The sequence below is a fragment of the Neochlamydia sp. S13 genome, assembly GCF_000648235.2.
Classification (GTDB): domain Bacteria; phylum Chlamydiota; class Chlamydiia; order Chlamydiales; family Parachlamydiaceae; genus Neochlamydia.
Genome location: NZ_AP017977.1, coordinates 1,006,996 through 1,022,052, shown reverse-complemented (window position 1 = coordinate 1,022,052; position 15,057 = coordinate 1,006,996). Strand labels below are relative to the sequence as shown.

Annotated in this window: 12 protein-coding genes; 9 read left to right on the top strand and 3 right to left on the bottom strand. The window is 37.8% G+C overall.

Going from position 1 to position 15,057, the window contains the following annotated elements; genetic code table 11:
• Window positions 1-54 precede the first annotated feature (54 nt).
• The 4 genes from TY21_RS03900 to TY21_RS03885 all read left to right on the top strand — a co-directional run bounded on the left by TY21_RS03900 (window position 55) and on the right by TY21_RS03885 (window position 6,476).
• Window positions 55-1,551, top strand: coding sequence for a hypothetical protein (locus TY21_RS03900; RefSeq protein ID WP_042242836.1), 1,497 nt, complete (start codon window positions 55-57; stop codon window positions 1,549-1,551).
• A 587-nt stretch (window positions 1,552-2,138) separates the two neighbouring features.
• Window positions 2,139-3,644, top strand: coding sequence for an efflux transporter outer membrane subunit (locus TY21_RS03895; RefSeq protein WP_158623018.1), 1,506 nt, complete (start codon window positions 2,139-2,141; stop codon window positions 3,642-3,644).
• Between the two features lie 13 nt (window positions 3,645-3,657).
• Window positions 3,658-4,923: an HlyD family efflux transporter periplasmic adaptor subunit gene (locus TY21_RS03890; RefSeq protein ID WP_158623017.1), complete on the top strand. Its 1,266-nt coding sequence runs from the start codon at window positions 3,658-3,660 to the stop codon at window positions 4,921-4,923.
• Window positions 4,924-4,925: 2 nt separating this feature from the next.
• On the top strand, window positions 4,926-6,476 hold the full coding sequence (locus TY21_RS03885) for a DHA2 family efflux MFS transporter permease subunit (RefSeq protein WP_042242853.1): 1,551 nt from the start codon (window positions 4,926-4,928) through the stop codon (window positions 6,474-6,476).
• Between the two features lie 174 nt (window positions 6,477-6,650).
• On the opposite strand, the gene TY21_RS03880 is transcribed toward TY21_RS03885, so the two are convergent.
• Complete coding sequence (locus TY21_RS03880) at window positions 6,651-8,390, bottom strand: hypothetical protein (RefSeq protein WP_042242856.1); 1,740 nt, start codon at window positions 8,388-8,390, stop codon at window positions 6,651-6,653.
• Window positions 8,391-8,503: 113 nt separating this feature from the next.
• Window positions 8,504-8,914 carry an OsmC family protein gene (locus TY21_RS03875; RefSeq protein ID WP_042242859.1) on the bottom strand — a complete coding sequence of 137 codons (411 nt, stop codon included), beginning with the start codon at window positions 8,912-8,914 and terminating at the stop codon, window positions 8,504-8,506.
• A 632-nt stretch (window positions 8,915-9,546) separates the two neighbouring features.
• Between TY21_RS03875 and TY21_RS03870 the strand changes: the two genes are divergently transcribed.
• Entirely contained in the window at window positions 9,547-10,329 is a 783-nt protein-coding gene (locus TY21_RS03870) for a class I SAM-dependent methyltransferase (RefSeq protein ID WP_042242862.1), read from the top strand.
• Window positions 10,330-10,505: 176 nt separating this feature from the next.
• Here TY21_RS03870 and TY21_RS03865 read toward each other — a convergent pair whose 3' ends face one another.
• Window positions 10,506-10,748 carry a hypothetical protein gene (locus tag TY21_RS03865; protein ID WP_042242865.1) on the bottom strand — a complete coding sequence of 81 codons (243 nt, stop codon included), beginning with the start codon at window positions 10,746-10,748 and terminating at the stop codon, window positions 10,506-10,508.
• Window positions 10,749-10,881: 133 nt separating this feature from the next.
• Between TY21_RS03865 and TY21_RS03860 the strand changes: the two genes are divergently transcribed.
• The 4 genes from TY21_RS03860 to TY21_RS11640 all read left to right on the top strand — a co-directional run bounded on the left by TY21_RS03860 (window position 10,882) and on the right by TY21_RS11640 (window position 14,736).
• A protein-coding gene (locus TY21_RS03860) for an IS5 family transposase (RefSeq protein WP_232044404.1) occupies window positions 10,882-11,708 on the top strand; the annotation gives its coding sequence in 2 pieces (ribosomal slippage) (window positions 10,882-11,269 and window positions 11,269-11,708; 828 coding nt in all).
• 70 nt (window positions 11,709-11,778) lie between these two features.
• Window positions 11,779-12,105 carry a hypothetical protein gene (locus TY21_RS03855; RefSeq protein WP_042239697.1) on the top strand — a complete coding sequence of 109 codons (327 nt, stop codon included), beginning with the start codon at window positions 11,779-11,781 and terminating at the stop codon, window positions 12,103-12,105.
• Window positions 12,106-12,420: 315 nt separating this feature from the next.
• A complete protein-coding gene (locus TY21_RS03850; RefSeq protein ID WP_130589525.1) occupies window positions 12,421-14,112 on the top strand; it encodes a leucine-rich repeat domain-containing protein in 1,692 nt (563 codons plus the stop codon).
• A gap of 495 nt (window positions 14,113-14,607) precedes the next feature.
• Entirely contained in the window at window positions 14,608-14,736 is a 129-nt protein-coding gene (locus TY21_RS11640) for a hypothetical protein (RefSeq protein WP_255501520.1), read from the top strand.
• Window positions 14,737-15,057: the final 321 nt, after the last annotated feature.

Sequence of the window (15,057 nt, the reverse complement as noted above, 5' to 3'; positions counted from 1 at the left end):
ATTACTAATAAATCGGATAGTATTAAGGCACAGCTTTAATCATATTGGGACCTTATGAATAAATTAGGTGGTATTAACTCTACGGCTCCTTCAATGCACCAGATTGTGCAAGCCGATTCTAGTCAAAAGGATATGTTGCATCCAACGCCTTTATGCCACCGTCTCCATTATGTAATCAGCAACCTTGGAACCCAAGCCTTGCAACATCTTGATGCAATAAATGATCAAGGGGCTTTAAAAAGAGGCATAATTAAAGGAATTCTTACCGGTGCTTATCTTTTAAACACTGTTTTTGCTAGTGTTGAGCTAATCTCAGCCCTATTTTTTTCTGTTCTTGCCTTTTCCATACAAAATTTTAGGAAAGACAGCAACTCCTCTATACAAAAAATCACTCTTAAAAGTTTTGCTTATACACTAAATATAAGCGCTATTGTTGTGGAGCAGTTTTTACAAATAATCAATATGTCATTCTCCAAATACCATAGCTATAATGCTTTTTTAAATGATGGTCTTCCTATCTTTGCCATGCTATCGGTACTTCCTTTTGGCAGCAAGACTAAGCTGTCTAAAATAAAAATAACTCCTACTAGCCTATTTTCTTACGCTGAAGTCCGTGCTTTACGTTTTCTTATTGACTACACTCCTTCGCTGCTTGATGATATCACTAAAGGGGCAGCAAGGGATTATGCAGTGTATGGTGCAGCACGTAAATTGTCTACCCACTACCCTCTTTCAAATGATGCTTTTCCTTCTACGTTTTTACGATATTACACTCCTGAGCGTCAGTTAAATGGTGAATACTATCATTATCTATTGTGTCTTCTTTTGAATGCTTACCAAACTTCTTATCTGCAGGAAATCACTCAGAAACTGGTTTTAAAACCTTCACCTATTTTAACGAATATTCCTGAAGATGAAAGTGCTTCTTTTATTTCTAACAGTTTAATTGCAGATGAAAAGGATGCTGCTTATCAAAACGACCTTAAATATATAATTAAGCTTGCTTATAAAAATATTTATGAAAATCCAGATTTAGTTTGTACGTTAAGTCAAACATTAGATGAAAAAAAAGCTTTAATTGAGGGGCGTGAAATTTTAGCAAGTCTTTTGGCCACAAGCCAAGTCGCTAATTATGCTCAATTTCAAGAAATCATTAGCCAGATTATATGCCCTGCTAAATTTAACTCCCCTTCCTTACAAGTTTTTAATAAAAGGAATCAGCTCATTACCAGTGCTAGACAAAGGATTGCTCAACTTTCCGTTCAAGAAGAGGATATATTAATTAACAAGCTTTTGAAAACAGGAAATTACGATCTTTATGCGCATCCTTTAACGGAAGAGCGCCTCAAACTTATTGAAGGGCTATTTAAAGATATTGTAAACTTAGCTGGGGCCCTTTATCACGGGCCTTTGTTACTACAAAATTTTAATAATCTCCACCAAGAAGCCTGCCAAGAAGCTCTTACAGAAATTGAAAAAAATGAAAATTTAATTAATTTTTTCACTAAATGTACCGCCGTTATTAAAAACTTTGGAGATGATCTTTATTAATAAACTACATCAGATTTTCTTCTGTCATCATTAGCTAAAAATACATAGCTGCCACTTTTAAAACAAAAAAACTTTTTTCCAATAATTAATCAAACAGAGCCAGCGCTTACCTGCTCTTTGCCCTTTTATCTATTTTTAAAGCGCCTAATAATAGCCGCAGGAAATGAAACATCGTCTCAACTATTATTGCTAGCTTAGCTTTTTGCAAAGAAGCAATCCTGCTTTCCAGAAGAAAAGAAAAGCTCCCCTGAACTACTCTGACAATCAATCACGAGCAACAGATTGAAAGTGATCCTTGATAATAAACCCTCCCTGTAGGTTAACCCTTCGGTACGCTTTTTCTTTAAAGAGAATTTTTCATTGGCTCTTCTTCGCCCTCAAAGTAAATTTTGAAAATTTTTTAATCAGTAATTAAGAGAAGGGAGCTTTTTCCTTGTCGCGCGTGAGTAATCAAAAAAATCTCCTGAAGAACAAAATCTATCTTTTAATCTGCTTAAGTAGGAATAAATATCTAGAATTTATTTCAGTAAAAACGTAAATAAAGAAGTTTTGAAAAATTACGCACCTATATCATGCTTGCTAGGCCAATGAAAAAATATAAGATACCTTCCTTAATTTCTACCTTAGCTTTCTTATCCCTTATCACAATCAATTTTACGAGCTGTTTAAAACAACGTCAACCCAATATTTATAAGTTTCCTACTAGAGCTTTAGAAGAATCGCTCCTCTCAACAATTAATGAAGGGCCATTTACTCCGGGTGAATGGCCCCAGGCCCACTGGTGGTTAATGTTTGGCGATAGCCAACTCGATAAGCTTATAAGCAAGGCGTTATCTGATAATCCAGGTATTAAAATTGCTCAAGCTCGTATAAAAATAGCCAATTATGCTGCTCGAGCAGCAGGTTCTGCTTTATGGCCTACGCTAGAACTTGAAACCGATATAGCTCGGTCGCGCACAAGTAAAACAGGTACAATTGCATCTATAGCTTCATCCTCCCCCCCAGCCTCAACTTTTACTACCCCTCCAGCTTCCCCTACTCGTTCCGGGGGCTTTATTTTTACGCAGACAGAAATTAATTTAGACGCCCATTACCAGCTCGATATATGGCAGCAAAATTTAAATAGCTTTAAAGCTGCTGTAGGCGAAATTTTAGCTAGCAAAGCAGATACAGCTTTTTCCTCCGTCATATTAAGTACTTCTATAGCCCAAACTTATTTCCGTTTGCAGGTTTCCTATGCGCAAAAAATATTGGCTTTAAAGAAACTTCATAATCGCGCTGAGTACCTCCAATTGGTAGAAAAACGCGTTAAAAATGATATTGATAACCAATGTGTTCTAAAAAAGGCTCAAACATATCATTTAGAAGCACAATTGCTACTCAAGCAAGTCCAACTTAAAATTAAAGCCTATAAAAATCAACTGCAAGCCTTAATAGCAGGAGATTTCTGTGAGCCGATAGAAGCAATCGCGATTGAAAATCAAGACCTCTTTCTCTTTTCGCTACCTACAAATCTACCCTTTAACCTTTTAGCGCATAGGCCTGATGTGACAGCAAGCGTCTGGCGAGTAGAAGAAGCGGCAAAAAAAATTAAAGTCGCACGAGCGGCTTACTATCCAAGCTTTAACATAATGGGGCTTTTTGGCTATCAAACTCTTCACCCTCATGACCTTTTTAAATGGAGAAGTATTTATGGGCAAGCAAGCCCCGCCATTAACTTGCCCATTTTTGAAGGAGGACTCCTTCAAGCTAATTTAGGCACAGCGCATGAAGAATATTACATTGCCATCGAACAGTATAATCAATCTATTCTCACAGCAGTCCAAGCTGTGTTAGATAGCATAGCGGAGTTAAAATATGCTTTTGAAGAAATGCAAGATTCTGTACAAATCACCAAGCTATCAGAAGAAAACTCACTACTTATTAAAGAAAAATTTAAACATTATCTAGCTTCTTACTTAGATGTATTAGACGCCGAGTTTGACCAAACCTCTAAAGAGAATAAAAAGCTAGTAGCCTTAGAAAATTATTACATTCGATTTACAAGCTTAATCAGTGCATTAGGGGGTGGATACGATAATGAAAGCCAATGAAGAAACGTCCAGGATGATAGAAGATACAATAAAAGATTCAGTAGCCCGGCCGCAGAAGATTAATAAATCCTCTGAAAAATCGCCTAACCCTGATAGTCTAGATAGCCAAGAGCCCTCATCTTCCCCTTTATCTCCCTCTAATACTATCAAGAGAAATAGAAAGCTTTGGGGATTTACATTAATCTTGGTCTTAGCAAGCCTAAGCTGGGGTTTACTCTATGTGCTATATCTTCAAGGTTACGAAACTACAGATGATGCTTACGCGAGTGGGAATATGATTAACATTAATCCCTCTATCACCGGTTCTGTAATTGCTTATTACGTGGATGATACGGATTTTGTGACCGAAGGCCAACTTTTAGTACAACTCGACCAAACAGAATATTTACTCAAATACGAGCACTCTCTGGCCTCCTTGGCTTCCACAGTCTTAGAAGTACGTCAGCTTTATGAGAAAGTAAAAGCAAGCCAATCGACCTTAGAAGCACGCAAGATTGCTTTGTCAAAAGCAAATTATGACTATGAAAATCGCTCGCACCTTGTAGAAATGCAAGCTATCTCTAAAGAAGAATATACTCATTCTAAAGCCGACTTATCTATAGCGAAAGCTACTCACCAAATTGCTGAGGCAGAGCTAGCGGCTGCTATAGCAGCCGTTGGAAATACATCTTTAGAATGCCATCCTCTGCTTATTGAAGCCAAATCTCAAGTCCGTAAAAGCTATTATGATTTACAGCATTGCCGCATTTATGCACCCGCCACAGGTTATGTAGCTCAACGTACCGTTAACGTAGGACAATCCGTACGGCCGCAAACGCCTCTTATGGCTATCATTTCCCAGAATGATTATTGGGTAGAAGCAAACTTTAAAGAAACTCAATTAAAATTTATGCGTATTGGCCAACCGGCTACGATCAATTTTGATATGTATGGTTCAAAGATAGAATATGTAGGAAAAGTCGTGGGCATAGCTTCAGGTAGCGGCAGTAAGTTCTCTTTAATCCCTCCTCAAAATGCGACAGGAAATTGGATCAAGATTGTTCAACGCCTACCTGTACGTATAAGCGTTGAGCCTGAGCAAATGAAAAAATATCCTTTGCGCTTAGGAATTTCTGCTAAAGTTAAAGTAGATATTAGCAATCAAGATTTACCTATGCTTGCCAGCACCTCTCCAGGCCGCCCTCTAGCTGCTACTACAGTGTTTAATGTTCATTTAGAACCCATCGATCATGTAATCGACGAAGTAATTCAAGCAAACTTAAAGAAAAAAGATGATTAGCGATGAAGAATGAACAATACGAACAAGGATATAGGCTTACTTTACTTAATGTGGCACTAGGCTTAGGAACATTTATTCAAGTGCTAGATACTTCGATTGCAAATGTAGCCATTCCCTATATTGCTGGCAATTTGAATGTAAGTACTGAGGAAGGCACCTGGGTGATCACTTCATTTTCTGCTAGCAATGCTATCATTCTTCCCCTTACCGGTTGGTTATCTGATTATTTTGGCCGAGTACGCCTTTTTTGCTGGTCTATCGCTCTATTTACCATTACCTCTTTCTTTTGTGGATTTTCTTCATCTCTTAGCATGCTTGTTTTTTTTCGTGTATTGCAAGGCGCTGTGGCGGGCTCGTTAATTCCCTTATCCCAAACTCTATTATTAGCTAATCATCCTCCGGAAAAGCAGGGGAACGCTTTAGGTTTTTGGGGAATGATTGTTATTGTAGCTCCAATTCTAGGACCTATTCTAGGTGGTTACTTGACCGATTTTTATAGTTGGCCATGGATATTTTATATGAATGTTCCTATTGGTTTATTTTCTGCCAGTGTAACCTGGTATTTACTTAAAGATAAAGACAGCCAAGTGGTAAGAAATCCCATCGATTGGATTGGGATTGCTTTGTTATCGCTAGGAGTAGGATGCTTACAGATTATGTTAGATAAAGGCAAGGATTTGGATTGGTTTAAATCTAACACTATTCTCGCACTTGCAATTGCTTCTATCATCGCCTTAAGCTATTTTATTATATGGACTTATTATCAACCTTATCCTGTAGTCGATCTTTCTTTTTTTAGAAATATCAATTTTGCTTTTGGCTGCCTTGCAACTACGATTGGCTTTTTATTTTATTTTGGTAGTACTGTGACCCTTCCTCTTTGGCTGCAAACAGAACAAGGCTATACCCCTTTTTGGGCAGGTTTGGCGGTAGCTCCTGTAGGGATTATCCCTTTTCTACTCTCTACTAGTGTAGGAAAATATATGAGCCGCTTTGATCTTCGCTTTATTTCGTCGTTAAGTTTTCTGTTTTTTGCTTTAAGTTTTTTTTACCAAGCTCATTTTACTACGGCTATTAGCTTGCAAGCAATTATGCTTGCCCGTTTCCTCCAAGGATTGGGGGTAGCTATTTTCTTTTTACCTCTTGTACAACTCTCTTTGGGTAATATCCCCAAAAACCGCTATGCAAGCGCCTCGGGTCTTTATAATTTTATCCGTATTCTTGTCGGGAGTGGATTTGGAACATCTTTGTCTATTGAGTTATGGACTCGCCTTAAAACCTTTCATCGTGCTCGCCTTACAGAAACTTTAACAATTTTCAACTCTTCTACAGAAAAATTCTATGAAACTCTAGAAAATTATCATCCTTCTTTTACATCCGACGTTTCTAATCAACTTTTAGAAAAGCTGATTGAGCAACAAGGCTATATGCTTTCTACCAATGATTTAGCTTGGCTAGCAGCTTGGGGCTTTTTAGCTATGATTCCTTTAATTTTTTTGTGTAAAAAAGTTAAGATGTCTAATAGTAAATCCTCTACTACGACTGCTCATTAAAGCAAGATGGTTGGCTCTAATCAAACTTTATTTAACCTTATCCTAATAAAGAAGCCTGCTGAGCGCCTGCTATAAACTACCTCTTGCTAATGAGCGACAGAGGGATGTCTACAAGCTCGATGTTATCCTCTGTATATTGCGCTTGTAAATGTTAGAAATAAAGCTAACTACTCCTTAACTTTCCACAATTTTAGTTCGTTGGCTCTTTAATATTTCCTTTAAACTTAGATAAGCACTTTCAGCGCTGATTGCTCCCTCGAAATAACTGTGTATAAGGCTTTCTTCTTTTTCTTTAACTTCCTTAGATAGAGACATCCACAAAAAGCGATTGATAAGAGCAAGATAGGAATCTTCTAAGCAATAATAACGCTTAATAAACTCCACTAACTTATCCCACTGCATTCTAAAAGAGCTATCCTGAAGTAATGCTTCAAATTTTTCTAGAAAGGAAGGAACGGGCCAATCTGCAAATTGCTTTAAGAGCTCGCAATACTTTAAAACTTCCGGCAGCATTAATTTTTGCGCTAACCGTATAAAAGCTTCTAGCGTTCCTGTTTTATGCCGACGCACTTCATAAAAAGGAATTTTGCCTGACTGAATGCAATCACTCAATGAGCCGTCGCCTGTACAGCCTACAATTTCTCCACTCAAATTTATTAGTTTGGTAAAATCTGAAGCTGGTAAAGGAAGAACGCAAACTAGCCGTAAAATTTTTCTTGGCGCCAAATTAATTTGATTTAATACTGTTTCTCTGACAGAAGGTACAAAATCGACTACAAGGATTTTAGAAAATCCATAAGCAAGCATCCAACTATCGCTAAAGTGAAGAAACTGTTCTTTTTTCTGCAGAGGAAGAATAATAGTAAGATGGCGGCTATCATGCAGATGGCGGCGGCACATCATCTCAATAAAAATTTCTCTATGAGCAGAAGAATGAGGCAAGTAGGCTACTTCTATAGCATAATCCATTAAATAATTTTTAAGATGCTCAGCATGGGGCTGATCAACTTGCCATAAATACTGGCATAAAGCTGTACAGCTCCAATGAGAGGTTGTATGGTGATTATTAAGAAAAACCCCCTCTTCAAATGCATTTAAGCCTATGCTAAACCAATGACGTTGAAGGTAATTGGCTATCCCTTGAAAATTTCCCGCTTCCGCAAAATAAAGAGATTTTGAAGCTAACCCAGGATTATCAAAAGTATTCAAGGCCAAAGCGATGTGAACAATAGCTAAGCTTTTTTTCATTAAAAGATAAAGCTTTTCCGCTTCTGCTTTTTTTTGCCGATAATAATAGTAAGATTGAATAGATCGCTGCACTTCATTAGAAAGCTCTTGAATGGCTACAGCTGCCTGAGGATGTGTTTCTTGCAAAGTTTCATACTCAGCTAAAAGTCTATTATGCTCGAGTAGTAATTGATCTAGCTGCGCTTCACATAAAAAATTTTTCTTCCCCTCTAAAATAGGTTCTAAGATAACGCTGCAAGCTTCCTCGGTTTCTTGAAAAGCATAAATATTTTCCTTTTTTATATGATAAGGATAAGGATCAATGGAAGGCAAAGATTGCTTATGCGTATAAGCAAGATAAACCTCTAAAGCAGGGTGATGTTCTTTTAAAATTTTAGCACATTTAAATAAGGTTACATAATCCCCTATTCCATCAGAATGCACGGCAGAAAGTAAAAAAACTGACCCAGGAATTTTAGGAGGATGTTGGAGATAAAGAGGTTGGAATAGGTGAAGAAAAGTAAAGCCTACCAAATTATATAAGGCATCCTCTACTTGTAACTTTTCTTCAGCAGAAACTTTTGCCTCTTTTAAGGCTATCCAATAACTATGTAGAGATTCAATTAGAAGAGGATTTAGTTTTCGGATCAAAAAAGGATCTTCAAAAGGGTTCAGACTATCAAGCATTTATTTTCTCCATAAGAGATCCTTTTCTATATTTTATTTACCAATTTTAGCCTCTAGCAAAACATCAGGGAGCTAAAAAATTATAAATTTTTACAGCCATCCCTTATAAAGTTCTAGTTATTCCAGCAAAAAATAAGCTCTACTTTTACCTCCGGATGTAAGCTATGATGTACAGGACAACTTGCAGCTATCCTTTCTAAAGCTTGCTTTTGTTCAAGAGAAAAATCTTGAGGAATCTGTATCTTTATTACAATGTTTCCAATGCGACGGATAGGTTGAGTAGTCATGCTTTTTTCTACTTCCAGTCGCATCCCAGTTACATCCCAGTTTTTTCTCTGCGCGTATAAAGCTAGAGTTGTCGCTATGCAAGTTGCTAAAGCACTTGCCATCAAATCTGTAGGAGAGAATGATACACCTGTTCCCCCACTATCTAAAGGAGCATCTGTCTCCAGTATAGCTCGTGGATCCTCACGAATAACTTGACAGTGCAGCTCACCCGTATATAAAACAGTCACTTTAACCATAGATATCCTCTAATAAACATTCATTAACTTGGTATCTTCCTAGCTTGCTTTCTTATAACATTTTTCACTATTTTTCCTCTTAGTTTCTTTCAAACAGGCCATCAAATAAGAAAGGTAAGACCTATTCAAATAGTTGATTAATTCTCTATTATTTAAATTTTAATAAAATGATTTTTCTATCTAGCGAACAGGATAAAACTTAAAATTTCTTATCCCTCGCTATCTCGGCCTCCTGCTTGCTCTTAAATCTCATTCCTTTGACTTTAATTTTTTCTCTTTCGTAAAGATTAAAAAGAGGGACTCTATTAAAAACGGTTAATAATTGCCATTTAAGCAAACAATAGTGTTAGATGGGGGACGTTAAAAGGTTTCTTACCTTTTAGATAAATTTCCTGCTAGCGTTTCCACCCTTTATAAAGATAATTTTCCTCATAAACTTTTCCTTGATCCCAAGAGACTATTTTTGCACTGCTCTATCAAGCTGCTTGTTCATGATATCTGTAGAAAGTAAAATCTGCTACCTTGTAAACTCTTCGCATAACAAGTTAGCTTCCTATTGCCCGCCTTGGAAGAAAAGCAAGAAGTTATCTTAAAAATTTATGTTTACTTAATCCTAGAGAGTTGATTATTTCATGAAAACACCTACCAAATTACCCCATCCAAAAGCTGCCTCATGGGAGCCTGCCAGCCAATGGTATAAAAGCCTTGTCGGCGAAGAAGGTCATTACTATCACCAGCAAATTATTATTCCGAATTTGTTACGGTTGCTAAACCTTCAAGCTTGCTCCTCTCCTGCTATATTAGATATTGCTTGCGGATCAGGCGTGTTAGCTCGCCATCTTCCTACCCATACAAACTATATGGGTATAGATCTTTCCCCTACTTTGATCAAAGAAGCCAAAAAATTGGATACTAACCTTCAGCATCATTACCGGGTAGCAGATGCTACAAAAAATCTTTCTTTAGATAACACGAAATTTACCCATGCTACCATTATTTTAGCTTTGCAGAATATTTCATCTCCTTTGCAAGTGTTTCACAATGCTTATAAACACTTGGAAAAGCAAGGAGTGTTAATAATGGTTCTTAATCACCCTTATTTTCGGCTTCCTCGTCAAACTTCCTGGCAGATAGATAAGGACAAAAAGCTTCAGTACCGTCGCGTAGATAGATATATGTCCCCTCTAGAAATTCCTATCTGTGCTCATCCTAGTAAGGGACAACACTCTGCACAGCTCACCTCTTATCATTTCCCCCTCTGTAACTATTTTCATTGGTTAAAAGAAGCTGGTTTTAACGTATACGATATGGAAGAGTGGTGCTCTAATAAGGTTAGCACAGGTGCAAATGCTAAAATGGAAAATCGTAGTCGCCAAGAATTTCCTCTTTTTATGACTTTATGTGCTCAGAAATAAAAGGTTTTCCCTATAAAGGGATGTCACGTTTTTCTACTTTATTACCCAAGTTTGTAAAAAAAGAAAAGCTGCATGGAAGCTTTTGCTTAAGAAAGCTACTTTATCTTTAGGAAAAGATCTAAAATGCTACCTAGCTTAACGCGAGCTATCGGATAAGAAAGCACTCAAAGGCTGCTTCAATTATACCTAAACTGTAAGCCAGCACATGTGTTACAAGGTAGAAGGAACCCTACAACTAGCTTTACAGGTTTAGCTGGCTGCCCTATCTTTTCTACGAACAGCTTATCAAACTCTTCTTCGAACTGCTTCCATTCAATCAATTTGGATAGCTGGATAAGAGGATAATCCGGATTAAGTTCATCGCTAAAGCGGGATTTAAAAAGACGGCCTTGTTGGTTATCTAGCCTGTTTGGTTTCATAGTAAACTTTGCAAGAAATTAAGAGCTTTATAATGATTTACTTGTAAAGAAAATATAGCATTAGACCTCTTTCGAAACTGGAATAAAATGTAAATTTTAGTATAATGGTGACTCAACATTTAAAGGAGGCACCATGAAATTTGATAAGATAGAGAAATTAGATGATGAACGATTTCGCAGATTGACAGGGGTAAAGCGTGGTACCTTTGATAAGATGGTGCAAATTTTACAGCAAGCCGATGCAGCTAAGAAGATTAAAGGCGGGCGTAAATATAAACTACGTTTAGAAGACATGCTGCTAATGACCTTGGAATATATACGAGAATATAGGACCTATTTTCATATTAGCCAAAGTTATGGAATTAGTGAAAGCTCAGCTTATAAAGCGGTGAAATGGATTGAAGATACGTTAATCAAGCATCCAGATTTTGCTTTACCGGGACGTAAAGAGCTTTTGAAAAACGATACGGAATATGAGGTTATTTTGGTTGATGCTACAGAAACGCCTATTGAGCGCCCTAAAAAAAACAAAAGCGCTATTATTCAGGGAAAAAGAAAAAACATACCCTAAAGACCCAAGTTGTAGTCGATAAGAAGAGTAAAAAAGTAATTTGTACCTCATTTGGCAACGGCAAAAAGCATGATTTTAGGCTATTCAAAGAATCCCAAGTTAAAATCAATCCACAAATAAGAGTGTTAACCGATTCAGGATATCAAGGATTAAAAAAGCTGCATGCCCAAACCCAGATGCCCAAGAAAAGAAGTAAGAAGAAGCCTTTAACTCAAGAGGATAAAAGAACAAACCAAAGTTTATCCAGAGAAAGAGTTGCCAATGAAAACGTGATTGGCCTCCTTAAGCGATTTAAAATTGTAGCCGATCGCTACAGAAATAGACGTAAAAGATTTGCACTTCGCTTCAACTTGATTGCAGCAATCTATAACTGGGAATTAAATACGTGAGTTTCGAAAGAGGTCTATTAAAAAAAAGCTCCTAGAATCTTACTTCAAGGCGAAAACACTTTAAATCATATTGGACTATATAGTAGGAGATAGTGCTCTCTATACGCCAAATACCTTACAAGTCTTTAAAAGAGAACAAAGCTTATTTGTCGCGCGTGTGCCCCTGCAAATCAAAGAGGTAAAAGAATTCATATTTGAAGCGCCTTACGACAAAACTGTAAAGATAGTAGAAGTCTATCGAGCTTTTAAGACTACATCTTGCTATGCAGGCGTTGAACAAAGATGGGTAGTCATCTTTAGCCAAGCGGCCTATCAAAGAGAATGCCGTACTTTAGCTAAGCCTTACCTTAAAGACAGTGAAAAAGAGGCTAAAGCCTTTATTAACCTCATGCAGTAAGAGTTTTCATGTCCAAACGATGCTGAAAATGCCAATTAGATAAGTTTGTAAAAAAAACTTAAATAAATACAGATTATAGAACCTCGATTTATTGCAACTCAAAAGCATACTACGTTTAGTCGTCCAAAGCTGAGCAAAAGCATTCTATATCTAGCTATCGCCTATAAGGCATAGTAGCTTGCTCTTTGCTTAACAAGTTAGCGGATACCCCTCTGGTGATAAAGATAGAAATTCGTTTGACTTGCTTTTTTAATTTTTTATATTGTCTTTAGAAAATAAAAATGCTAAGCAGTTATCACTGCCCAAGGAAATAAAATGCATCCTATCTCATCGACATCTATTGAAAGCTTGCCTAATGAATTGCTACTCCCTATCTTAGAGGCTTGCGCAGCTCCTTCCTTATTTAGCGTCTGTAAAAGATGGCATCATCTGCTGGCTTCTGAAGTGATGCCTTCTCTTTATAAAAAAATAGGTAAAGTACATGTTTCCCAAGGGGATATTAGCAAGCAGGCTTTTATTTTAGATAGGATTTATAAGCTGGATGATAGGCTTTCTGAAGGAGAAAAAGCTAAGGCAATCTTCAAGGAGGCCTTTACTCTAGCTAAATCCCTTGCTCCTGCGGAGCTAGAATTTAAATGGAAAACCCAGGAAAAAAGGTGTTTTACTTTGGCTAACTATGCCTCTTATCTTATAAATATTAATCGTCTGTTAATGTGGAAAGCACTGCCTGGTGGAACGGAATACTTAAGTCAAGAAAAAATCAAGTATTTACCTTTAGAAAAACAAGGGGAGCTTCTTAGAGGTTGGATTGAAGAAAATTGTAAAAATACCACGGCTTTAGATTTATCTTGGGTAGGCTTGACTTATTTACCCTCGGAGATAGGCCAATTGCCTCAGCTGCAAGGACTTAAGTTAAGCCGCAACCAGTTCACCAGTCTTCCTGCAGAAACCGGGCAGCTGTCTCAACTGAAAAGGCTTGATTTAAGCCAGAACCAGCTCACCAGCCTGCCTGCAAAAATCGGTCAGCTGTCTCAATTGCAAAGGCTTGATTTAAGCCAGAACCAGCTCACCAGCCTGCCTGCAAAAATTGGTCAGCTGTCTCAATTGCAAAGGCTTGATTTAAGCCAGAACAAGCTCACCAGCCTGCCCGCAGAAATCGGTCAGCTGTCTCAACTGCAAAGGCTTGATTTAGGCCAAAACCAGCTCACCAACCTGCCTACAGAAATCGGGCAATTGTCTCAGCTGCAAAACCTTTACTTATATCTAAACCAGCTCACCAGCCTGCCTACAGAAATCGGGCAGCTGTCTCGACTGCGACACCTTTGCTTAAATCAAAACCAGCTCACCAGTCTGCCAGCAGAAATCGGGCAGCTGCCTCAGCTGCTATGGCTTGAATTAAATCACAACCAGCTCACCAGTCTGCCTGCAGAAATCGGGCAATTGTCTCAGCTGCAAACGCTTTACTTAAATCAAAACCAGCTCACCAGTCTGCCTGCAGAAATCGGACAACTGTCTGAGCTGCAATGGCTTGAATTAAATCAAAACCAGCTTACCAGCCTACCTGCAGAAATCGGGCAATTGTCTCAGCTGCAAAACCTTTACTTAAATCAAAACCAGCTTACCAGCCTTCCTGGAGAAATCGGGCAGCTGTCCGAGCTGCAAACGCTTGAATTAATTCAAAATCAGCTCACCAGTCTGCCTGCAGAAATCGGGCAGCTGTCTCAGCTACAATGGCTTAACTTAAATCAAAACCAGCTCACCAGTCTGCCTGCAGAAATCGGGCAACTGTCTCAGCTGCAATGGCTTTACTTAAATCAAAACCAGCTCACCAGTCTGCCTGGAGAAATTGGGCAATTGTCTGAGCTGGAATGCCTTGACTTAAATCAAAACCAGCTCACCAGCCTTCCTGCAGAAATCGGGCAGCTGTCTCAGCTTACCAAGCTTGAATTAGCGGAAAATCCTTTGAAAGATATCGCCGAAAAAAAAAGGCAGCGTTTTCCATTGTAGAATGGCTGTAAGTACTTTTTAATTTGGGGAGGGCTAAAATGAAATAAAAAACTTTTAGCCATCTTATCTTTAAACAAGTTTTCTTCCAGCAACTAAGCAAGCTTAAGCTAACCTACAGATTTATAACGACAAGAAGCTTTTCTCTTTTTCTGCAGATTACTAGGCTGGGAGAACAACCTTTCTTGACAGGAAGAAACTAGGCCTATTGTATTCCATCATGCGGTAGAAGAATTAAAACATTGCGCCAAAAAGAGCCGTTTTTCTCAAATAAGGCAAAGAATTAATCTCATTCTTTTAGCCAAATCAAAATTGCCGCGTTACTTAATCGCCAAAACCTGTGGCTACTCCTGAATGCTTGGAAGGTCTCCCCCCTTTCGTTAAATCCTTTCCTTTCCTTAAATCTATACGAATTCGTTAGACTTGCTTTTTTAAGTTTTTTATATTGCCTTTAAAAAATAAAAATGCTGAAAAGTCATCACTACCCAGGGAAATAAAATGCATCCTATCTCTTCGGCCTCTATTGAAAGCTTGCCCAATGAATTGTTGCTCCCTATCTTAGAGGCTTGCGCAGCTCCTTCCTTATTTAGCGTCTGTAAAAGATGGCATCATCTGCTGGCTTCTTAAGTGATGCCTTCTCTTTATAAAAAAATAGGTAAAGTACATGTTTCCCAGTCAAGGGCTGCTATCCTAGATATGTTGCTTGAAAAAGTGTAAAGTATTAGTGCTCCCCGTAACAGCTTTAAGTTTTTTTAGTGCAAAATACTTTTAAAACGGGTGAAGGTCTTTTTTCAACTATTTCCTTTAACTCATGTTAGCTTACAAAAAATTTTGTTTAAACGTTTTTAGCAGGTGGAGTAGGTAGTAGATGCAAATACAAAAGAACAAAAAAAACTGAGGGCTAATCTAAAGATGTGAAAAAGTTGAAAAAAAAAGAAGGAAAGCTTC